Annotated in this window: 25 protein-coding genes; 10 read left to right on the top strand and 15 right to left on the bottom strand. The window is 69.5% G+C overall.

What is annotated here, in order from left to right; translation table 11 throughout:
* The 3 genes from A5787_RS16010 to A5787_RS16000 all read right to left on the bottom strand — a co-directional run.
* The coding region (locus A5787_RS16010) for a cutinase family protein (protein ID WP_156763966.1) at window positions 1–264 on the bottom strand (264 nt) is incomplete at its 3' end.
* A 109-nt stretch (window positions 265–373) separates the two neighbouring features.
* Window positions 374–694, bottom strand: a complete 321-nt coding sequence (locus tag A5787_RS16005) for a DUF202 domain-containing protein (RefSeq protein ID WP_066968653.1) — start codon at window positions 692–694, stop codon at window positions 374–376.
* On the bottom strand, window positions 691–1059 hold the full coding sequence (locus A5787_RS16000) for a YidH family protein (RefSeq protein ID WP_066968651.1): 369 nt from the start codon (window positions 1057–1059) through the stop codon (window positions 691–693). Before A5787_RS16000 ends, A5787_RS16005 begins: the two co-directional genes overlap by 4 nt.
* Before the next feature lie 65 nt (window positions 1060–1124).
* Between A5787_RS16000 and A5787_RS15995 the strand changes: the two genes are divergently transcribed.
* The gene (locus A5787_RS15995; RefSeq protein WP_082977254.1) at window positions 1125–1832 is read left to right on the top strand and encodes a haloacid dehalogenase type II; all 708 of its coding nucleotides are present in this window, start codon (window positions 1125–1127) and stop codon (window positions 1830–1832) included.
* On the opposite strand, the gene A5787_RS15990 is transcribed toward A5787_RS15995, so the two are convergent.
* The 4 genes from A5787_RS15990 to A5787_RS15975 form a co-directional block, all read right to left on the bottom strand.
* Window positions 1829–2266: a hypothetical protein gene (locus A5787_RS15990; protein WP_066968648.1), complete on the bottom strand. Its 438-nt coding sequence runs from the start codon at window positions 2264–2266 to the stop codon at window positions 1829–1831. The two genes, A5787_RS15995 and A5787_RS15990, sit on opposite strands and share 4 nt — an antisense overlap.
* A 9-nt stretch (window positions 2267–2275) precedes the next feature.
* The gene (locus A5787_RS15985) at window positions 2276–2815 is read right to left on the bottom strand and encodes an ester cyclase (protein ID WP_066968646.1); all 540 of its coding nucleotides are present in this window, start codon (window positions 2813–2815) and stop codon (window positions 2276–2278) included.
* Window positions 2816–2911: 96 nt separating this feature from the next.
* Window positions 2912–4210 carry a cytochrome P450 gene (locus tag A5787_RS15980; RefSeq protein WP_066968644.1) on the bottom strand — a complete coding sequence of 433 codons (1299 nt, stop codon included), beginning with the start codon at window positions 4208–4210 and terminating at the stop codon, window positions 2912–2914.
* Window positions 4211–4223: 13 nt separating this feature from the next.
* On the bottom strand, window positions 4224–4583 hold the full coding sequence (locus A5787_RS15975) for an MmpS family transport accessory protein (RefSeq protein ID WP_066968657.1): 360 nt from the start codon (window positions 4581–4583) through the stop codon (window positions 4224–4226).
* A gap of 78 nt (window positions 4584–4661) precedes the next feature.
* Here A5787_RS15975 and A5787_RS15970 point away from each other — a divergent pair, with 78 nt between their 5' ends.
* Entirely contained in the window at window positions 4662–5747 is a 1086-nt protein-coding gene (locus A5787_RS15970; RefSeq protein WP_066968642.1) for a dihydrodipicolinate reductase, read from the top strand.
* A gap of 118 nt (window positions 5748–5865) precedes the next feature.
* Window positions 5866–7563: an Hsp70 family protein gene (locus A5787_RS15965; protein ID WP_066968641.1), complete on the top strand. Its 1698-nt coding sequence runs from the start codon at window positions 5866–5868 to the stop codon at window positions 7561–7563.
* Between the two features lie 13 nt (window positions 7564–7576).
* Here the strand turns inward: A5787_RS15965 and A5787_RS15960 are convergent, their stop codons facing one another.
* The 3 genes from A5787_RS15960 to A5787_RS15950 all read right to left on the bottom strand — a co-directional run bounded on the left by A5787_RS15960 (window position 7577) and on the right by A5787_RS15950 (window position 10130).
* Complete coding sequence (locus A5787_RS15960) at window positions 7577–7978, bottom strand: hypothetical protein (RefSeq protein ID WP_066968639.1); 402 nt, start codon at window positions 7976–7978, stop codon at window positions 7577–7579.
* A 75-nt stretch (window positions 7979–8053) separates the two neighbouring features.
* Window positions 8054–9160 carry an SAM-dependent methyltransferase gene (locus tag A5787_RS15955; protein WP_066968637.1) on the bottom strand — a complete coding sequence of 369 codons (1107 nt, stop codon included), beginning with the start codon at window positions 9158–9160 and terminating at the stop codon, window positions 8054–8056.
* Between the two features lie 13 nt (window positions 9161–9173).
* Window positions 9174–10130 carry an SDR family oxidoreductase gene (locus tag A5787_RS15950; RefSeq protein WP_066968634.1) on the bottom strand — a complete coding sequence of 319 codons (957 nt, stop codon included), beginning with the start codon at window positions 10128–10130 and terminating at the stop codon, window positions 9174–9176.
* A gap of 106 nt (window positions 10131–10236) precedes the next feature.
* Here A5787_RS15950 and A5787_RS15945 point away from each other — a divergent pair, with 106 nt between their 5' ends.
* Window positions 10237–10962: an SHOCT domain-containing protein gene (locus A5787_RS15945; RefSeq protein WP_066968632.1), complete on the top strand. Its 726-nt coding sequence runs from the start codon at window positions 10237–10239 to the stop codon at window positions 10960–10962.
* A gap of 85 nt (window positions 10963–11047) precedes the next feature.
* Here A5787_RS15945 and A5787_RS15940 read toward each other — a convergent pair whose 3' ends face one another.
* Entirely contained in the window at window positions 11048–11323 is a 276-nt protein-coding gene (locus A5787_RS15940; RefSeq protein ID WP_066968631.1) for a hypothetical protein, read from the bottom strand.
* Between the two features lie 110 nt (window positions 11324–11433).
* Between A5787_RS15940 and A5787_RS28510 the strand changes: the two genes are divergently transcribed.
* A complete protein-coding gene (locus A5787_RS28510; protein ID WP_255361728.1) occupies window positions 11434–11565 on the top strand; it encodes a hypothetical protein in 132 nt (43 codons plus the stop codon).
* Here A5787_RS28510 and A5787_RS15935 read toward each other — a convergent pair.
* Both A5787_RS15935 and A5787_RS15930 read right to left on the bottom strand, forming a co-directional pair.
* Complete coding sequence (locus A5787_RS15935) at window positions 11562–12185, bottom strand: MBL fold metallo-hydrolase (protein ID WP_066968629.1); 624 nt, start codon at window positions 12183–12185, stop codon at window positions 11562–11564. The two genes, A5787_RS28510 and A5787_RS15935, sit on opposite strands and share 4 nt — an antisense overlap.
* Window positions 12185–13270 (bottom strand): S-(hydroxymethyl)mycothiol dehydrogenase, encoded by a 1086-nt coding sequence (locus A5787_RS15930; protein WP_066968627.1) that lies wholly within the window; start codon window positions 13268–13270, stop codon window positions 12185–12187. Before A5787_RS15930 ends, A5787_RS15935 begins: the two co-directional genes overlap by 1 nt.
* A gap of 180 nt (window positions 13271–13450) precedes the next feature.
* Here A5787_RS15930 and A5787_RS15925 point away from each other — a divergent pair, with 180 nt between their 5' ends.
* The 3 genes from A5787_RS15925 (at window position 13451) to A5787_RS15915 (ending at window position 15941) form a co-directional block, all read left to right on the top strand.
* Window positions 13451–14470: a methyltransferase domain-containing protein gene (locus A5787_RS15925; RefSeq protein ID WP_066968625.1), complete on the top strand. Its 1020-nt coding sequence runs from the start codon at window positions 13451–13453 to the stop codon at window positions 14468–14470.
* Window positions 14470–15282, top strand: coding sequence for a serine hydrolase (locus A5787_RS15920; protein ID WP_066968623.1), 813 nt, complete (start codon window positions 14470–14472; stop codon window positions 15280–15282). Before A5787_RS15925 ends, A5787_RS15920 begins: the two co-directional genes overlap by 1 nt.
* A 146-nt stretch (window positions 15283–15428) precedes the next feature.
* On the top strand, window positions 15429–15941 hold the full coding sequence (locus tag A5787_RS15915) for a DUF3145 domain-containing protein (RefSeq protein WP_066968654.1): 513 nt from the start codon (window positions 15429–15431) through the stop codon (window positions 15939–15941).
* Here the strand turns inward: A5787_RS15915 and A5787_RS15910 are convergent.
* A complete protein-coding gene (locus A5787_RS15910) occupies window positions 15922–16839 on the bottom strand; it encodes a diacylglycerol kinase (RefSeq protein ID WP_066968620.1) in 918 nt (305 codons plus the stop codon). The genes A5787_RS15915 and A5787_RS15910 overlap by 20 nt on opposite strands.
* Window positions 16836–18416: an FAD-binding oxidoreductase gene (locus A5787_RS15905; protein WP_369829122.1), complete on the bottom strand. Its 1581-nt coding sequence runs from the start codon at window positions 18414–18416 to the stop codon at window positions 16836–16838. Before A5787_RS15905 ends, A5787_RS15910 begins: the two co-directional genes overlap by 4 nt.
* Window positions 18417–18463: 47 nt before the next feature.
* On the opposite strand from A5787_RS15905, the gene A5787_RS15900 reads away from it, so the two are divergent.
* Window positions 18464–19033, top strand: a complete 570-nt coding sequence (locus A5787_RS15900; RefSeq protein WP_066968616.1) for a TetR/AcrR family transcriptional regulator — start codon at window positions 18464–18466, stop codon at window positions 19031–19033.
* Window positions 19030–20568 (top strand): glycerol-3-phosphate dehydrogenase/oxidase, encoded by a 1539-nt coding sequence (locus A5787_RS15895; protein ID WP_369829121.1) that lies wholly within the window; start codon window positions 19030–19032, stop codon window positions 20566–20568. Before A5787_RS15900 ends, A5787_RS15895 begins: the two co-directional genes overlap by 4 nt.
* The last annotated feature ends 74 nt before the right edge of the window (window positions 20569–20642 follow it).

Below are 20642 nucleotides of genomic sequence, written 5' to 3'. Positions count from 1 at the left end.
GGTTTCCCAGTCGTTGCTGGCCGGGTAGTTCACCGGATAGACGTCGAGCGACTTTCCACCCACCCGCGAGCGCAGGTCATCGACGAACGCCTGTCCGGTGCCGCCGACACCGGGGGGCTCGCCGGTGCCGCGGGCGAAGACCACCTGGACGTCCGGACATTCGGCGGCGGCGGAGGGGATGTCAGGCGCGACGACCGAGCCGCTAAGACCGGACGCCGCGGCGAGTGCAGAAACAACGAAACGGGAGATGTGACGCGCGATCATACGGGCCAATTTGCCCGCGGGAGCGCGCCCCAAACCTGTGAATTTGCTTGATATTCCGCACGTCATCCCGGCCGGCGCCGCGAAACGACGGACCGCCGGTACCAGCCGGCTATGTCAGCTGGGCGACGGTGGTCACGACGATGAGCACCAGCACGGCAGTCCCGATGACGTGCACCGAGCGGCGCGGGTTGATGTCTGGCGGCAGCGGCCGCTGCTGCAGCGTGCGCTGGCGTCGCACCGCGATCAGGTAGGTGCCCAACGCCACGGCGGCGGCCAGATAGGCGGGCAGCAGCTGCAACGGCCCAACCGGGCCGTGCAGGTTCCTGATCATCAGCAGCGCGCCGTTGCCCAGGAACGCGAAGGACGTTCGGGTCCAGGCCAGGATCGTCCGGTCCTCGGTCTGCCCGGGGGTCGGCGGGTAGTCGTTCAACCGATGACCGCCTTGGCGATCACCAGCCCGAGCGCCACCAGCCCCACCACGCTGAGGCCCACCGCGAGGTAGGCCGGCGTGGGATGGCGCGGCAACGGATCGCCGTGCCGCATGGCGCGATCGGCCTGCCGCCAGCGCAACAGCCCCATCCCGCTGGTAAGCGTCGCCAGCACGGCCAGCCCGATGCCCAGCGCGCGGCGTGCGCCGGGGACGGCCAGCTCCGGCACCAGCTGCACCAGGGCGACCGCCGCGGCGAGCAGCCCCAGCGCGGTGCGCTGCCAGGCCAGGAACGTGCGCTCGTTGGCGAGGGTGAATCGATAGTCGGGCTCGCGCTCGTCGTGCCCGGGATCGGTGTTGTCGGCCACGGCCTACCTCGCAGGGCGGAAGGGATCAAGCGTTGGGACGCCGCAGATTCTAACCGCACGGGTGCATGATGAGGCTTGTGGTCAAGGCGTTGTTGTTCGACGTGCAGGGCACGGCGACGGATTTTCATTCGACCGTGTGCGACGAGGCGGCGCGGATCAGCGCGGGCCGTCACGCGGACGCCGATTGGGGCGACCTCGTGCGCCGTTGGCGCGCAGGCTACTTCGCGACGCTGGAGGCCGCGCAGGGGAACGGATGGGTTTCGGTGCACTCGGTGTATCGCCGCGCGCTCGACACCGTCCTGGACGACTGCGGCATCGCGGGATTCTCCGACGCCGACCGCGACGCGCTCACCCTGGCCTGGCAGCGGCTGAGGCCGTGGCCCGACGTGGTGCCCGGGCTGACCCGGCTGAAGGGCGCCTACACCTTGGCCACGCTGTCGAACGCCGACGTGTCAGCGGTGGTCAACCTCTCCAAGCGCGCGGGCCTGCCGTGGGACGCGATCTTCGCCGCCGAGATGGCCGGGGTGTTCAAGCCCGACCCGGCGATCTATCGCCTGGCCGCGACCTACCTCGGCCTGGAGCCGGCCGAGATCATGATGGTGGCCAGCCACAAGTACGACATCCGCGCGGCGGGCCGGCTCGGCTTCGCGACCGCCTTCGTCGCGCGCCCGCGGGAATTCGGGGCCGGCGGCGACGCCGACGTGGCCTACTCCGACGAATTCGACATCAACGCGTCCGACTTCCTCGACCTCGCAGCACAACTCGGCTGCTAGTGGCGCGCCGAACCGGTCAGCGGCTGGCCGTTGGCGGACTGCAGCAGGCAGATGACGGTGCTCGGCGTGGGGTCCGCGCCCGTTCGATCCTGATTCGAGTCGATGAGAAACGTGATCGAAAACGGGCTGCCGTCGACGGAACGGCCGGTGTAGGGCGCGAATCCGGCGTTGCAGTCTTGCCTGGCGACGATCGCGACGGCTTTGTCGACGGCCATCGGGGCGCGCAGGTACACCTCGGCCACATGCGCTGTGGCACAGTCGACGACGGTGACCGTCACCCGACTCAGGTCGATCGGCGGCAGGTCGGCCACGCAGTCGCCGACCTGCAGGTCGATCCACTTCACGGGGTGCGAGCTGGTGGGCGCGGCGGTGGCCGTGCCGCAGGCGCCCAGCAATGCGGTCGCGGCGAGGGCGCATAGCGCGTGCAGGCGCATTGCCGCAGTTTACGCGGAAGTCAGTGCGGGGTCCGGCTTTTCCGACGACATCGACAGGAAGCCGCGCGCGCAGCGCGCGGCCAGCAACCAGTTCGCCGGCTTCTTCATGTCCAGCCCACCGAGCAGCTGCTTGATCATGGTCAGCGTGTCGAAGTAAATGCGTTCGCAGACAAGGGTTTCGGTGTCGTCGAACACGAAGTAGGCGGTCATGCGGACCCGGAACCTGCTGCCGGTGGGCGGGACCTTGCCGAGGTAGCCGCGATGGGTGCCCATCAGCCAGAACTCGACGATCACCGCGTCGGCGCTGTGCCGCAGCGCGATGATCTCGTGGTCCTGGTCGGGGAACGCGGTCCTGGTGTAGACGTAGTAGCCGCGCACCGCCTCGTCGCCGTCGTGGACGACCATCTGCGGGATCAGCTCGTAGCGCGGATGCGGGAAGGTCGCCAACACGTCGTCCCAGTCCTGGCGGACCTCGTCGTGAAAGTGGTCGAGCACGAGCTTCTCGCGGGCGGCGAGCACCTCGGGGGCGGGGAGCGCGGGAATGGTCACTGGGTCAGGGTAAACCCGCGAGCAGACGCAGAATCGCACAGCACGAGGTGCAATCGTGCGATTCTGCGTCTGCTCGCGAAAGGAGGTCGCGCGCCCCTATGACCCCGGGGGAGTCCACGCGACCGGCAGCCTCTTGATGCCGTGGATGAATTGCGACAGCAGCATCGAGGGTTCGTCGACCGCGACGAGGTCGGGGATCTCGCGCCGCAACTCGTCGAACACGACCCTGATCTCGCGGCGGGCCAGGTTGGCGCCCAGGCAGAAGTGCGCGCCGCCGCCGCCGAACCCGAGATGCGGATTGGGATCGCGGGCCACGTCAAACATCCACGGGTTGGCGAACTTTGACTCGTCGCGGTTGGCCGAGTTGTACCACAGCGCGGCCTTGTCGCCGGCCGCCATCTTGACGCCGCTCAGCTCGATGTCCCGGGTCAGGGTGCGCCGCATGTAGACCACGGGGGAGGCCCACCGCACGATCTCCTCGACCGCGGTGGGGGCCAGGGCGTCGTAGTTGGCCCACCACTTCTCCCGCTCAGCGGGGTAGCGCGACAGCGCCAGCACGCCGTGGCTGATCGCGTTGCGCGTCGTCTCGTTGCCGGCGACCACCAGCAGGATGAAGAACGACGCGATCTCCTGCGACGTCAGCCGCTCGCCATCGACATCGGCCTCGACCAGGCTCGTGGTCAGGTCGTCGTGGTGATTGACGCGGCGATCCTCGGCCAGCGCCGTGGCGTAGGCGCCGATGTCCATCGAAACCTGGGTGAACTCCTCGAAATCGGTCGACAGGTCGGGGTCGCCGAACCCGAGAATCACGTTGGTCCAATGGAATACGCGCTGGTGGTCCTCCTCGGGGATGCCCATCATGTCGCAGATGATCTGCAACGGCAGCGGCCCGGCGAGCTCGCCGACCAGATCGGCCTCGCCGCCGGGATGATTGGCGATCAGCGATGCCACCAGCCAGTGCGCCCGCTCGCGCACCGACGCCTCGATGCGGGCCACCACCTTCGGGGTGAACGCCCGGCTGACGATCGAGCGCAGCCGCTGGTGTCGCGGATCGTCCGTCACGATCATCGAACCGAAGTACTCGGCCAACTCCGGCATCTGGTCACCGATCGTGATGCCGCCGGCGGAGCTGAAGACGTCCGGGTGACGGCTCGCGTAGTGCACGTCCTCCAGCTTGGTCAGCGCCCAATACCCGGAGCCGGCCTCGAACCCCTCGTACTCGACGGCGGGCCAGAACGAGAGCGGGGCCTCGCGGCGCAAGGTGGCGAAGGCGCCGTCGCGGTAGTCGTCGTCGCGCCCCCAGAACTCGAGCGACTCGAGATGAATGTCGGCAAGCGGCACCTCGGGCGGGGGCGCCCCGTTCACGCGAGTCGCGATACCGGTCGTGAGTGGCACGGCAAAACCCCTCTCAGTGGGTGCAGACGGTCCTGGCCGGCGCCCCCACCGTTGCCGTCGCATCCGTCACGACGTTGCCGTCCATCAGGATCTTGCAGTTGATCGGCCCCGCCCCTTGGGCGCTGAGGACGAACACCTCGCCGCCGAAACCGGTGAACTCCGTCGACCAAGGCAGCTTGGCGTTCACCGCGCGCAGCTGGCCGCTGTCGGTTTGATAGGAGATGTACTCCGCGACGCCGGGGCCGCTGACCTCGTAGCGGACTTTGGGGTTGTCATTCGCGCCGGCAACGCCGGCGACGGTCCCACCGCAGATGTTGGCGAAGCCGATGCCGATCGCGAACAGGATCGCGGGCCCCCTGAGATGACTGGTCATGGTTTCACATCGTGTCACCACGAACATCGCCTGGTCTATAGGGTGAACGCGGGTGGGCTGAAGGTCAGGAAGGTGTGTATGTCGGAAAGCGGCTCGAAGCGCGTGGTGGTCTGGGGTACCGGGTTCGTCGGCCGGATGGTGATCGCGGAGATCGTCAAGCATCCGCTGTTCGAGTTGGTCGGCGTCGGCGTCAGCAACCCCGACAAGGTCGGCCGCGACGTCGGCGACATCTGCGGGCTACCCGAACCGGTGGGCATCATCGCGACCGACGACGTCGACGCCCTGATCGCGCTCAAGCCCGACGCCCTGGTGCACTACGGCCCGACGGCGATGCACGCCAAGGACAACATCGCGCTGATCACCCGCTTCCTACGGGCCGGCATCGACGTGTGCTCCACAGCGATGACGCCGTGGGTGTGGCCGACGATGCACCTGAACCCGCCCAACTGGATCGAGCCCATCACCGAGGCGTGCGAGCTCGGCGAATCGTCCTGCTTCACCACCGGCATCGACCCCGGCTTCGCCAACGACCTGTTCCCCATGACGCTGATGGGCCTGTGCTCGGAGGTGCGCCGGGTGCGGGCGTCGGAGCTGCTGGACTACACCAACTACGAGGGCGACTACGAAGTCGAGATGGGCATCGGCCGCGAGCCCGAATACAGCCCGCTGCTCGAAGACTCCAACATGTTGATCTTCGCGTGGGGCGCCACCGTCCCGATGATCGCCCACGCCGCCGGCATCATGCTCGACGAGATCACCACCACGTGGGACAAGTGGGTGACCCCGACGGAGCGCACGACGGCCAAGGGCGTCATCAAGGCCGGACACGTCGCCGCCGTCCGGTTCACCATCAACGGGGTGTACCAGGGCGAGACGCGCATTCAGCTCGAGCACGTCAACCGCATCGGGCTGGACGCCGCGCCGGACTGGCCGTCGGGCCACGACAACGACGTCTACCGGGTGGACATCGAGGGGACGCCGAGCATCTTTCAGGAGACCGCGTTCCGGTTCACCGACGGCTCGGGGCGGGACGCGGCCACGGCAGGATGCCTGGCGACCGGGATGCGGGCCCTCAACGCGGTCCCGGCCGTCAATGACCTGCGGCCGGGCTGGGTCACCCCGCTGGACCTCCCGCTGATCGCCGGGGCGGGCGCCATCCGCTGACCAAACCCCGCCCGGTAGTCGCACAGCTCACGCATAGCTGACGCTACGAATGGCTATAGGAATCAGCGACACAATTGCGCGAAGGTGGAATATGCGCCGCTGACACGGGGATGGGTAGATGGCCGACAGAGCGACACCGGCGCTGGGTTTGTCGATTGGTTCCACCAACCTGGCGGCGGTGACCGCCGATGTCGCGATCATCCGCCGGCCCGTCCTCACGCTGTATCGGCAACGCCCGCCCGAGGTGGGGGTGCCCTCTGAGAACCCCAAGCTCGACGAGCCGGGCCTGGTCGTCACCGGCTTCGTGGACCGGGTGGGGGACCCGGCCGGAATCGTGGCCGCCGACGGCTCGGTGCACCGGAGCGACGCGCTGATCGCCGACGGGCTGCGCGCCCTGGCCTACGCCGCCAGCGGCGGGCGCCCGCTGCCCGAAAGCGTCGCGGTGAGCTACCCCGCCCACTGGTCCGCCCAGTCGGTGGACGCCCTGAGCGCCGCGCTGGCCGGGGTGTCGGAATGGTCGGATCGCGCTCGGCGGCCGATGCTGATGCCCGACGCCGCGGCGGCGCTGGCTGCGGTGCGGACCAACCCGGGCATCCCCGCGCGCGGCACCGTCGCCGTCTGCGATTTCGGCGGCAGCGGCACCAGCATCACGCTGATGGACGCCGCGGGCGAGGCGCCCCTCGCCCCGACCGTCCGGCATCACGACTTCAGCGGCGACATGATCGACCAGGCGCTGTTGAGCGCGGCCATGGCCAACATGCCGAGCACCGGCGCGTTCGCGCCGGGAAGCTCGGCGGTCGGCTCGGTGAGCCGGCTGCGCGTCGGGTGCCGCGGCGCCAAGGAGCAGCTCTCGTCGGACACGGTGGCCACCCTGTCCGACGTCCGGCTCACCCGCGACGAGCTCGACGACGCGATCCGCGCGCCGCTGAACAACCTGCTGGCTGTGCTCGATGAGGCCTTGCGGCGCAACGGTATTCGCGACCTCGTCGCGGTGGTCTCGGTGGGCGGTGGGGCGAACATCCCGGCGGTCACCACCCGGCTGTCCGGACACCTTCGCGTCCCGGTCGTCACGACGCCGCGCCCGCAATTGGCGGCCGCCACGGGCGCCGCCCTGCGCGCGGCGCACCGGCCCGACGACAACGGCCCGACCGCGCAGGCCCGGGCGGCGACGGCAACGGCCGCCGCTGTGGCGCCGGCGGCGGTGTCCGGTGGAATGCCCGCGCGGGCCTGGGCGCAGGACGGTGCCGGCTCAGGCGCCATGCCCACGGCCGCACGCCCGTGGCCTAAACCCGCCGTTCCCGGCCAGACGTCCGCCGGCCCGGCGCTGAAGGTCGAAGAACCCGAACCCGCGTTGCCCGAACCCAAGAAATCGGCCTGGCGCCGGCTGCCGATGATCCTCGTCCTCGGCGCCCTGGCGGTGCTGGTGCTGGCCGGCGTCGCCCTGGCGATCGGGGTGGGCTCGAAAAACCAGCCGATGACCAATCCGGGCGGGAACACGAGCCCCGCGTCGCCGGCGCCGCCGACGAGCGCCACGAGTTCCCCGCCACCGCCGCCGACGACCCAGGAGGCACCGCCGCCGTCGAGCCCCGACACCAACGCGCCGCCCGCGCCGGATACGCCCACACCTGCCGCCCCGCCGGCGGCTCAGGACGTCCCGGCGGCGCCGGCGCCACCGCGGGCCCTGCCCGCGATTCCGCGCATCCCAGGAATCCCCGAGATCCCGCCGCTGCCTCCGATACCGGGGCTCAACGAACCGATCCCCGGCTTCCCGGAGATCCCCACCCTAATCAGCCAGATCGCGCCACGCGCCCACTGAATTAACTTTCAGCTCAGCGCTTTTCGCCTTTGTTCTCCTCCGCCGCGGCTTCCCGCAATTCCTCGTTGAGGGCCTTGTCCTTCTCGATCTGCTCTTTGCGGGCCTCGTCGTCGTTGCCTTTGTCGTTGCTTTCGTCGGACTTCGCTTGTTCGTCCGAGCCGCCGCCCTCATCAGGATCGTTGTGTTGCGGGTTGCCGTCCTCGTCGAGCCAATCGTTGACCGCCGTGCCGGAGACCATGCCGCCGGAACCGGGCAGCACCACAGTTGGCTCGTCCTTATAGGCCTTCATCATTTCGGCGGCCTGTTCCTTATGCTGGTCTTCGACCTCCGGCTTTTCGGTTAACTTCTGGTCTTCTTCTTGGCCAGCCTCTTTGTCTTCTACTTTGCCGGCCTCTTTGTCGTCCTGCACGCTCATGCACCTACCCCCTTGGAGTCGCAGTTCCGACCACCCCCGGGGGTTACCCGTTGCGGCGCTGTGTCGAAACTCTCGTCAGTCCGATCGGCGGTTCTTGACCAGCACCACCGAGGCGAGCGGGATCCGCATCGGCTCAGGCGCGCTTGACAAATGTCCTGCGACGGCGACCTCCAGCCGGTCGGCGAAGTCGACCGCGCGTGGGTCGGCGGCGGCGCCGTTCAAGCCGCGGACCAGGGCGGGGAACAGCGCGGCCCGCGCGAATGCGGCCCAGTGCGCCCCGAAAGCGTTTGCGTCACCGTCAATTTGGTATCTGGCCCAGAATCGGTCCTCGGCGTCGAACATCTCGAGGTGCTCGATCGTGAGGCCCTCGAACCGGCCGCTCGGGGAGAACGGGGCGCGAAAGTCCCGCTCGCTGCGCCCGGATGTGGGGATGACCATGCGATGAAGCTCCTCCTCGCTGAGGACGCCGTCACGCACCTGCTCGCCCAGCGCCGCGACGATCGCGTCGAGCAACGTCTTGAAGCCCGGCTTGTCGTCCTCGTCGACACCCAGCGTCAGCACCACCAGCCGCCCCTCGGGGGCCAGCTCGCGCCCGCGGAACGCCACGAAGTCGTGCCAGTCGGTGGCGGCCTGGTGGGTGTAGGCGGCGCGGGCCGCGTCGTCGGTGCTGTAGGCGACGTGCACGTGATCGTGCAGCTCGTAGGGGATCCGGCTCACCCACTGGGTCGCCCACGACGTCCAGCCGAGGTTGGCGGTCTTGGACGGCACGATCTGGTCGTAGAAGGACCGGCCGATCGCCGAGGCGAAACTCGTTGTGTCCGTGTGTAAGTAACTGTCCGGGTCGTCGGCCAGGGTTTGGAACAGCGCGGTGAAATCGTTGCCCGGAACGTCGGTGTGCGCCACCAGGATCGCGTGGTCGGCACGGGTGCGCCGGCGCAGCACCGCGATGGCCGCCGACAGCGGCTTCAGCGAGTTGTGCCCGTTGGCGGCGCCGTAGTCGGCGATGACGATCGGCTGCGGGGCCGCCGGGAGCGGCACCTGTTCCGCGGCCCGCTCGAACAACGCGATGGCCTGCGCCAGGCCGGCGGCCTGCAGCCGCGTCGATTGGGTGTAGTTCGCGCTGGCCGTCGGCTCGGGCCGGACCACGATGCTCGATTCGGGCAGACGAGGTTCCGGCCGCATGCACCAACGATAGTCAGTCCGGGGTCGGGTAGCTCACTCCGGTGAGCTGCTCGGACAGCTCCCACAGCCGACGGCAGTCGTCCTCGTTGCGCGCGCGCTCGGGCACCCGGGCCAGCCGGACGCCGCCGCCGGCCAGCTCCTGGAACCCGCGGGGCCCGTAGAACGCGCTGCCCTCGGCGTGCGGCGCGGCGGCCGCGTAGAGCGCGGGCAGAATGCCCTCGTCGATCTCCTGCCACAAAAACGGCGTGAAACGCCACGACGCCTTGTAAAGGCGCTCCATCAGCGCGGGCTTTTCGCGGCCGTACGAGGGCCCGGCCACCTGCAGGTTGGTCTTGGTCAGGCCGGGGTGCGCGGCGTTGGACGTGATGCCCCAGCCGCCCGCGCGGCTGCGCCGGTCCAGCTCGAGGGCGAACATCAACACCGCCAGCTTGGACTGGCCGTAGGCCGACATGGCGGCGTAGGACTTCTCGAACTGCGGGTCGTCGAAGTGGATCTTGCCGCTTTGGCGGGCCGCGAGGCTGCTCAGCGAGACGACGCGGGCTTTGCCGGCGGCGCGCAACAGCGGCAGCACGTGGCCGGTCAGGGCGAAGTGCCCGAGATGGTTGCTGCCGAACTGCAATTCGAAACCGTCGGCGGTGGTGTCGCGTTCCGGTGGGGTCATGACGCCGGCGTTGTTGATCAGGATGTCGATCGGGCGGCCCTCGGCGTTGAGCTGTTCACCCAGCGCGGCGACCGACGCCAGCGACGACAGGTCGAGGGCCTTGATGGTCAGCTTCGCGTCGGGGACCGTCGCGCGGATCTCCTCGATCGCCTTTTCCCCCTTGGCGCGGTTGCGGATCGCCATGACGACGTCGGCTCCGGCGGCCGACAGGCGGCGGGCGAGCCCGAATCCCAGGCCGCTGTTGGCCCCGGTGACGATTGCCAGCTTCCCGGACAGGTCGGGCACCGTGGCGACGAGATCGTTTGCCATGCGTAGCACTCCTTTCGTATGCGCCCCGTCACAGTGTGCTCTTTGTGCCGGCTCGTCGACAGGGCCGGCGCTGGCATCGCCCCGCCCGCGGTGACACACTGCCTGGATGAACAGCAGGCGGCTCGCCAAGGTTTCGCTGGCCGCCGCCGTCGTGCTGATGATCGTGTCGGTCGGCGGCTTCATCGTCGCCCTGGTGCTCAACGCGTTTTTCCTGGACAAGTACAACGCCTACGGCGAGGTGCCGATCCCGGGAACCGGCAGCGTGTACCTGCCCGCCGGCGAGGTCACCGTCAGCCTGCACACCGTCGTCGTCGGCAGCCCCAACGGCGGCCTGCCGGTGCCGCCGCTGGGTGTCACGATCGCGCCGCCCGAGGGCGCCGCGCAACCCGCGTTGAACGAAAGCATCGGCAGCACAACGACTGTCAACAACGACGCGCATGTGCGGGTTTGGGTGGCCCAGATTCCCGTCAGCGGCAACTACAACATCACCACCGACGGGCAGGTCAACGGCTACATCAATCCGCGGCTGGCGTTCGGCCACAAGAGTTCCCTGGGCTTTTTGGTGTGGCTGTTCGTCGGGCTGTTCGTGGTGGGACTGGTCGATTCGATTCTGTCCGGCTTGTGGTTGGGCCGCACCCGGCGCCGGGCGGTGGTGGCGGCCAACCCGTACTACCACCCGCCGGTGCCCGTCTCGCCGGCCGGGCCGGTGGAGCCCGGCGACGAGGGCATTCGGCTCGAACGACTCAAAACGCTGACGGCGCTGCGGGATTCGGGAGCGCTGACGCCGGAGGAGTTCGAGGCCGAGAAGCGCCGGATCCTCGAGGGGCATTAGGTTCTCTGCGGCGAGGGCGCGTGTCGGTACGCCGACACGCCGGTAGGGCTGACATTGTGCGCGCGCTCGCGGGCGCACCGGGGCCTCAGGGCAACGGGTCGATGGCATGGATCAATTCGCGTAGCCGGGGTGCGTCGACGCTATGCGCGTACGCGCGGAGCCAGTCGGTGAGCTTGGTTATGAGCTCCGCAGGTATGGCGGCCCTATGGTGCGCCATGGTGTGCAGCGCCGTTTCGATCGCGGTGTATGACTCGCCCGAACCGATGGCGGCGTAAAGCCGGAAGCGGTCGGGGTCGGGGAGCAGCGCGCTGATCACGTCAGCCAGTTCCCATGCCAGATCGGATTCGGCCCCATCGTCCACGTCCTCATTTTCGTTGGCCGGGGGTGTTTCTGCCGGGCGAGCGGTGCGTGGCGTCGTCACCGCAGCGCACCGCCATGAAGCCGGTGACACCGGCATCTCGCAAATGACCAATGCATTTCGCCAACGCCGTCGCGATGGCGGCCGAATCGATGGCGGACGCCGGTCGCGGGACCGACGGGTGGCTGGCAATCGTCGTCGACGGACCGATCCGGCACGACAGGCGCCGAACCCAGCGTCGCTAGTGGCCGCGGGCCACCCACTCCTCGTAGTGGACGATCTCGTCGCCGATGGTGGTGCTGTCGCCGTGACCGGTGTGCACGACGGTCTCGCCGGGCAGCGTGCCCAGCCGCTCGGAGATGGAGTGCAGGATCGTCGGGAAGTCGGAGTAGGAACGCCCCGTCGCGCCGGGGCCGCCGGCGAACAGCGTGTCGCCGCTGAACACGACGCCCAGGTCATGCACGTACCAGCACACCGATCCGGGGGAGTGACCCGGCGTGTGCAGCGCCGTCAGCTCGGTGCCACCGACGGTCAACCCCTCACCGTCGGATATGCCGCGAAAGTCTTTGTCCGGGTGGGTCATTCGCCACAGCACGTCGTCGGCCGGATGCAGCAGTACCGGCGCGTCGAGTGACTTACCCAGTTCGGGAGCCACCGTGACGTGGTCGTTGTGCCCGTGCGTGCACACCACCGCCACCACGTGGCGGCCTGCCACAGCCTCGACGATCGGCGCCGCGTCATGGGCGGCGTCGAAAATCACGACGTTCGAATTGTCGCCGATGAGCCAGATGTTGTTGTCGACTTCCCAACTGCCGCCGTCCAGTTCGAAGGTGCCGTGCGTGACCACCCGATCGATCGTCACCATTACAGGATCACCACCGAGCGCAGCACCTTGCCGCCGTGCATCTTGTGAAACGCCTCCTCTACCTGGTCGAGCCCGATGCGCTCGGAGACGAACTTGTCCAGCGGCAGCCGGCCCTGCAGGTACAGGTCGATCAGGGCGGGGAAGTCGCGCTCGGGCAGGCAGTCGCCGTACCACGACGACTTCAGCGACCCGCCGTGGCTGAAGAAGTCCAGCAGCGGCATCTCCAGCTGCATGTCGGGTGTCGGAACCCCCACCAGCACAACGATTCCGGCGAGGTCGCGGGCGTAGAACGCCTGCTTCCACGTTTCGGGCCGGCCAACCGCGTCGATCACAACGTTGACCCCGAAGCCCTCGGTGAGGTCCTGGATCGTTTTGACGACGTCGAATTCACGGGCGTTGACCGTGTGCGTGGCCCCGAACTTGCGGGCCCAGTCCAGTTTGGTGTTGTCGGTGTCGACGGCGATGATCTGCCGGGCCCCGACGAGCGCGGCCCCCGCGATCGCGGCGTCGCCCACGCCGCCGCAGCCGATCACGGCGACGGTGTCGTCGCGGGTGACCGCCCCCGTGTTGATCGCGGCGCCCAGCCCGGCCATCACGCCGCAGCCCAGTAGGCCGGCGACCGCCGGGTCGGCCCGGCGGTCGACCTTGGTGCATTGCCCGGAGTGCACCAGCGTCTTGTCGCAGAAAGCCCCGATGCCCAGCGCCGGGGTGAGCTCGGTGCCGTCGGTCAGCGTCATCTTCTGCTCGGCGTTGAGGCTGCTGAAGCAGTATTGCGGCCGGCCGCGCTTGCAGGCCCGGCATTGCCCGCACACCGCGCGCCAGTTGAGGATCACGAAGTCGCCCGGCTCGACGTTCGTCACGCCCGGCCCGACCGCCTCGACGGTGCCGGCCGCCTCGTGGCCGAGCAGGAACGGGTACTCGTCGTTGATGCCGCCCTCGCGGTAGGTCAGGTCGGTGTGGCACACCCCGCAGGCGATGATGTCGACCACCGCCTCTCCGGGCCCGGGGTCCGGTACGACGATGTCCACCAGTTCGACGGGTTCGCCCTTCTTGCGTGAAATCACTCCGCGCACTGTCTGACTCATGCGCTCCAACCTACTGGCGGCCCGGCCCTGTAGTCGCATCGAGTCTGCGCTCAGATCGCCCAACTCGGCCAAATGCGCGCGCTGAGCGCAGTCTCGGCGTGAAGCAGGACGGTGTAGCGTCTGCAGAGCGTGACGGCACCTGAAACCACCTCGGAAACCACCGAAGATTTCGCCGGGCGAATGGTCGCGGCAATCGACGGCGCGAGCCTCACGATCCTGCTGAGCATCGGGCATCAGACCGGCCTGCTGGACACGATGGCCGGCCTACCGCCCGCCACCAGCGCGCAGATCGCCGACGCCGCCGGCCTCAACGAACGCTACGTCCGGGAGTGGCTGGCCGGCATGACCACCGGGCACGTCGTCGACTACGACGCCGACGCCGGCACCTACTCGCTGCCCGCGCACCGGGCCGGCGTGCTCACCCGTTCCGCCGGGCCGGACAACCTGGCCCTGGTGGCCCTGTTCCTTCCGCAACTCGGCGAGGTCGAGCAGAAAATCGTCGGTTGCTTCCGGGAGGGCGGCGGGCTGCCGTACAGCGAATTCCCGCGCTTCCACACGCTGATGGCCGAGCAGAGCGCCGCGGTGTTCGACATCGCGCTCGTCGACGTCGTGCTGCCGTTGGTCGACGGCCTGCCCGACCGGCTGCGCGCGGGGGCCGACGTGGCCGACTTCGGGTGCGGCAGCGGCCACGCGATCAACGTGATGGCCCAGGCGTTCCCGGCGAGCCGGTTCACCGGCATCGACTTCTCCGACGAGGCCGTCGCGGTCGGCGTGGCCGAGGCGGCCCGCCTCGGTCTGACCAACGCCACCTTCGAGGGCCACAACCTGGCGCACCTGGACAAGCATGAGGCCTACGACGTCATCACCGTGTTCGACGCCATCCATGATCAGGCTCACCCGGCGCGGGTGCTGGAGAACATCTACCGCGCGCTGCGGCCGGGCGGGGTCTTCCTGATGGCCGACATCAAGGCGTCGAGCCGGCTCGAGGAGAACGTCGGGATCCCGATGAGCACCTACCTCTACACCGTCTCACTGATGCACTGCATGACGGTGTCGCTGGCGCTGGACGGCGCCGGGCTGGGCACCGCGTGGGGCACACAGCTGGCCACCTCGATGCTCCGTGACGCCGGGTTCGGCGAGGTTCGGGTGACCGAGGTCGAGGGCGACCCGATCAACAACTACTACATCGCCCGGAAGTGATGGCCGCTCTCGACGCCATCGCCGACTGGCCGGTGACGGCGGCCGCCGCCGCGATCGTCGGGCCCGACGGGGTGCTGGTCACCCATGGTGATACCGAGCGGATCTTCGAGCTGGCGTCGGTCACCAAGCCGATGGTGGCCCGGGCCGCGCACGTCGCGATCGAGGAGGGCGTCGTCGAGCTGGACACCCCAGCAGGCCCGCCCGGCTCCACGATCCGCCACCTGCTGGCTCACGCGTCGGGCCTGGCGATGCACAACGATCGCGTGCTGGCCAAGCCCGGCACCCGCCGAATGTATTCAAACTCTGGGTTCGGCGTGCTGGCCCGGGCCATCGAGGCGGAGTCGGGCATCGAATTCGGCCACTACGTCGCCGAGGCGGTGTGCGAGCCGCTGGGCATGGCGGCCACCCGGCTCAACGGCGGGGCCGAGGCCGCCGGGTTCGGCGCGACGTCGACCGTCGCCGACCTGGCGGTATTCGCCGGCGACCTGTTGCGCCCGTCGACGGTCTCGGCGCAGCTGCACGCCGAGGCCACGACCGTGCAGTTTCCCGGCCTGGACGGGGTGCTGCCCGGCTATGGCGTGCAGCGGCCCAACGACTGGGGCCTCGGTTTCGAGATCAGGGACGCCAAGTCGCCGCATTGGACCGGCACGCGCAACTCGGCGCGCACGTACGGCCATTTCGGTCAGGCGGGCGGGTTCATCTGGGCCGATCCCGAGGCCGACCGGGCGCTGGTGGTCCTCACCGACCGCGACTTCGGGGAGTGGGCTTTAGGGCCGTGGCCTGCGCTTTCGGACCTGGTGCTGGCCGAGTGAGATTTAGCCACTCCGCACACTAGCGCAACAGGGGTATCACAAGGCACAATAGACACGCAGGACACAAAAATTTACATGCATTCCGCTTCGTGCGGTCCACCAGGTCGTTGGGGAAGACGTCCCTCGTGGAACCGAAGGAGCAGGAGATGCGTGCGTCGAACCAATTTGCCGACGTGACGACGGGTGTGGTGTACGTCCACGCCTCGCCGGCGGCGGTATGCCCGCATGTCGAGTGGGCGTTGTCATCGACCCTGCAGTCCAAGGCCAACCTGGTCTGGACACCGCAGCCGGCGATGCCCGGGCAACTGCGCGCGGTCACCAACTGGGTCGGGCCGGTGGGCACCGGCGCCCGGTTGGCCAACGCCCTAAGGTCTTGGTCGGTGCTGCGCTTCGAGGTCACCGAGGACCCCAGCCCCGGAGTCGACGGCCAGCGATTCAGCCACACCCCGCAGCTGGGGCTGTGGAGCGGGGCGATGAGCGCCAACGGCGACGTCATGGTCGGCGAGATGCGGCTGCGCACGATGATGGCCCAGGGCGCCGACTACCTGGCCGCCGAGTTGGACTCGGTGCTGGGAACGGCGTGGGACGAGGCGCTCGAGGCCTATCGCGACGGCGGCGACGCCGGCGAGGTGAGCTGGCTCAACCGGGGCGTCGGCTAGGCCGCAGGATCTGCAGCGCCGCGGGCACCACGGAGATCTCGGCGGGCAGCGCGCAGGCGAAGTCGCCGTCGGCGTAGACGTTGATGCCGGGGCACTCGACATGGATCGTTGTCGCTCGCGCGGTGGTCACCTCGTCGAGGTCGACGTGCGTGCCCTTCATGACGGTGGGGAACAGGCGGACCAGCTTGGTCCGCGACGCCGAATGGGCCATGGTGATGTCGAGCAGGCCGTCGGTGGGATCGGCGTTGGGACAGATCAGCAGCCCGCCGCCGTAGCTGCGGGTGTTGCCGAAGGCGGCGAGCGTGATGTCGGCGTCGATCTCCTGGGTGCCGTCGAGCACCAGCCGGAACGGCAACAGCCGCAGCTGTGACAGCTCGGCCAGCATCGCGAAGTAATAGCGCAACCGCCCGTGCGGCCAGCTCATCCGGTTGGCGCGGTCGGTCACCAGGGAGTCGAAGCCGGTGGCCGCGACGGTGCCGAACCACTTCTCGGCGTCGCCCCACCGGATCCGGCCCAGGTCAATGGTTTCCGTCCAGCCGTCGGCGACGACGTCGGCGGCGGCCGCGGGATCCTTTGTGGGAACGGCGAATTCACGGGCGTGGTCGTTGCCGGTGCCGGCCGGAACGATGCCCAGCGGGACGTCGGTGCCCGCCAGCACCTGCAGCGCGTTGGAGACGACGCCGTCGCCGCCGGTGACCATGACCGCGTCGGTTCCCCGTTCGAGTTCGGCGGCGACGAGGTGGCGCGCGTCTTCGGCGTCGTCGCCGATGATCTCGGTGACCTGCACGCCCCGCTCGTGCAGGCGGGCGATCGCCACCTGGGCCGCGCGGATGGCGGCGCCGTGTCCCGAGACGGGATTGGTCAGCGCGGTGACTTTGCCGACCTCGCGTCGGGTCACGGAATCAGCTTGCCGGGGTTGAGGATTCCGGCCGGGTCGAGCGTCGCCTTGACCGCACGCAACACCTGGACGCCCAGCTCGCCGATCTCGTCCCGCATCCAGGGCCGGTGATCGGCGCCGACGGCGTGGTGGTGGGTGATGGTCCCGCCGTTGGCGATGATCGCGTCCGACGCCGCCTTCTTGGCGGCCCGCCACTGTTCGATCGGATTGCCCCGCTGCCCGGCGACGATGGTGAAGTAGAGCGAGGCGCCGGTGGGGTAGACGTGCGAGATGTGGCACATCACCAGCGCCGGGGTGCCCGACTCGGCCAGCGCGCTCGTAAGCGCCTGGGTGACAGCGGCTTTCAGCGTAGAAACATTGGACCAGTCGGTGGCCGTCTCGAGCGTCTCGCAGAGCGCGCCCGCGGACAACAGCGAGTCGCGCAGGTACGGCGCGCCGAACCGGCCGCGCTCCCAGGCCCGCGCCGGCGCCTCGCCCAGCGACGTGCCACCGAGCGCCGCGAGCAGGGCGCTGGTTTCGGCGTGCCGGCTCTCGACGTGTTCCTTGGTGCCCTCGAACACCGTGAGCCCCAGGCACCCGCCGGTGACCTGGCTTTCGCCGATCGCCTCGGTGGTGGCCAGGTTGACCCCGGTCTCGACCTCGTCGGAGAGCCGGATGACGGTGGGGCCGGTGCCGTTCTGGGCGACGGCGCGCAGCGCGGCCGCGCCGGTCTCGAAATCGGGGAACGACCACGCCTCGTAGGCGACGGCCTCCGGGATGCGGTGCACGCGCAGCCGCACCTGGGTGATGACGCCGAAGGTTCCTTCCGAGCCGAGCAGCAGCTGGCGCAGGTCGGGGCCCGCGGCCGATTGCGGCCCGCGGCCCAGCTCCAGCGTGCCCACCGGGGTGACCATCCGCAGGCCGCGCACCATGTCGTCGAACCGGCCGTAGCCCGCCGAGTCCTGGCCCGACGAGCGCGTCGCCGCGAAGCCGCCGATGGTGGCGTACTCGAAGCTCTGCGGGAAATGCCCGAGCGAGAAGCCGCGTTCGCCGAGCAGGCGTTCGGCGTCCGGTCCGGTGACGCCGGCGCCGAGGACGGCCTGGCCGGACACCTCGTCGAGCTCGATGAGCTGGTCGAGGCGGCGCAGGTCGAGCGACACCACGGCATCGAACTCGCCGCGGGTGGGATCGACGCCGCCGACCACGTTGGTGCCCCCGCCGAACGGGATCACGGCGATGCGGTGCTCGGAGCAGTAGCGCAGGATCGCGGCGATCGCCTCGTCGTCCGCGGGGAGCAGCACGGCGTCGGGCGCGTCCTGCACCCCGGGATCCCGGCGTCGCAGCAGGTCGAGGGTCGATTTGCCGCCGGCGCGCAGCAGCCGGTCGCGGTCGTCGGTGCGGCAGTACTCGGCGCCGACGATGCCGGCCAGCGCGTCGTTGTCGGCGGGCGACAACGCGGACGGGCGCAGCCTCACCTCGTCGGCACCGAGTTCGGTTTCGCCCGAATCCTGCATGCCCACAGCCTGTTTCAAGAGGGAGCGGATGCCCTCCGAGAGGGGCTTCGCCGCGGCGGGATCCCCCCACGCGTTCCATTTCATCGGGGGAAGGAGTTCCTCGGCGTGCGTCATGCGTTACAGTATTACACATGCTGTCAATCAGTAACGCTCCGTCAGACACCGGGGACCGGATCCTGGCGGCGGCCGCCAGCTGCGTCGTCGATTTCGGGGTGGACCGGGTGACGCTGGCGGAGATCGCGCGCCGGGCGGGCGTCAGCCGGCCGACGGTGTACCGCCGCTGGGCCGACACCAAGTCGGTCGTGGCGGCACTGCTGACCCGGCACATCACCGGCGTGATGCGCGACGCGCCGTTGCTCGGCGACGACCGGGAGTCGCTGGTGCGACAGATCGTCACGGTGGCCGACCTGCTGCGCCGCGACGACCTGGTGATGTCGGTGTTGCACTCCGAGCTGGCGCCGATCTACATCACCGAACGCCTCGGGGCCAGCCAACAGATGCTGATCGACGCCCTGGCCGAGCGGCTGCGCGCGGCGCAGCGCCACGGCAGCGTCCGCGCCGGGGACCCGCTGCAGATGGCCACCATGGTGTTGCTCATCGCCCAGTCGACCATCCAATCCGAACGGATCGTCCGCCCGATCCTGGACGCCGACGCGCTGGCCGCCGAACTCGCCTACTCGCTGAACGGATACCTCTCGTGAACCTCTCCGCATTGAACGCCGCGCGCCGCACCGCCGACCTGACCGCGTTGGCCGACGGCGCGCCGCTGGACCTCGTCGTGATCGGCGGCGGCATCACCGGCGTCGGGATCGCGTTGGACGCCGCCTCGCGCGGCCTGCGGGTGGCGCTCGTAGAGAAACACGACCTGGCGTTCGGCACCAGCCGGTGGAGTTCCAAGCTGGTGCACGGCGGCCTGCGCTACCTGGCGAGCGGCAACGTGGGCATCGCCCGGCGCAGCGCCGTCGAGCGCGGAATCCTGATGACGCGCAACGCCCCTCATCTCGTTCACGCGATGCCGCAGTTGGTGCCGCTGCTGCCGTCGATGAGCCGCGGCAAGCGCGCGTTGGTGCGCGCCGGGTTCCTGGCCGGCGACGGGTTGCGGGCGCTGGCGGGGACGCCGTCGTCGGTGCTGCCGCGGTCGCGGCGGGTTTCGGCGCAGCGCGTTGTGGAGATGGCGCCGACGGTGCGGCGCGCCGGCCTCGACGGCGGCTTTCTGGCGTATGACGGGCAATTGATCGACGACGCCCGGCTGGTGACCGCGGTCGCGCGCACTGCGGCGCAGCACGGCGCCCGGATCCTGACCTACGTCGCGGCGTCCGAGGCGACCGGCACGTCGGTGCGGTTGACCGATCAGCGCACCGGGCAGTCGTTCGACGTGTCGGCCGGCGCGGTGATCAACGCGGCCGGGGTGTGGGCGGCCGAGATCGACGATTCGTTGCGGCTGCGTCCCAGCCGCGGGACACACCTCGTCTTCGACGCTCAAGCGTTCAGGAATCCGACTGCGGCCCTTACCGTTCCGATTCCCGGCGAGCTCAACCGCTTCGTGTTCGCCATGCCCGAGCAGCTGGGCCGGGTCTACCTGGGCCTGACCGACGAAGACGCGCCGGGTCCGATCCCCGACGTGCCGCAACCGTCCGGCGACGAGATCGCGTTCCTGTTGGACACGGTGAACACCGCGTTGGGGACGTCGCTCGGCACGGCCGATGTGCTCGGCGCGTACGCCGGGCTGCGGCCGCTGATCGACACCGGTGCGGGCCGCACCGCCGACGTGTCGCGCGAGCATGCCGTCATGGAGGCGCCGTCGGGCGTCATCAGCATCATCGGCGGCAAGCTGACCGAATACCGCTACATGGCGGAGGACGTGCTGGACTTCGCCGCCGGCCGAAGGGGGTTGCGCGCGGGCGACTGCCGCACCCGCGACCTGCCGTTGATCGGAGCGGCGGCGAACCCGGGGCCCGCCGCGGGGCCGGGCGCCGGGTTGCCCGCGTCGCTGGTGGCACGCTACGGCGCCGAGGCGTTTGGCGTGCTGGCGAACGCAACGTGCGAACGCCCCGCCGAGCCCGTCGCCGAGGGCATCGACGTGACGCGGGCGGAGTTCGAGTACGCGGTGACGCACGAGGGCGCGCTGGACGTCGACGACATCGTCGATCGGCGGACGCGGATCGGCCTGGTGGCGGGGGATCGGGAGCGGGTGGTCGGCGTGGCGGGGGAGTTCGTCGCTGGCCTTGTGAAGTGATAGTCGCTATCATTTTAATGTGACTTCCATATTGAGGGCGCGCTGGGCGGCGCCGCGGGGGCGGTGCAGATGCT

This window comes from Mycobacterium sp. 852002-50816_SCH5313054-b (genome assembly GCF_001667185.1).
Taxonomy (GTDB): domain Bacteria; phylum Actinomycetota; class Actinomycetes; order Mycobacteriales; family Mycobacteriaceae; genus Mycobacterium.
This window is presented reverse-complemented; position numbering and strand designations above follow the sequence as displayed.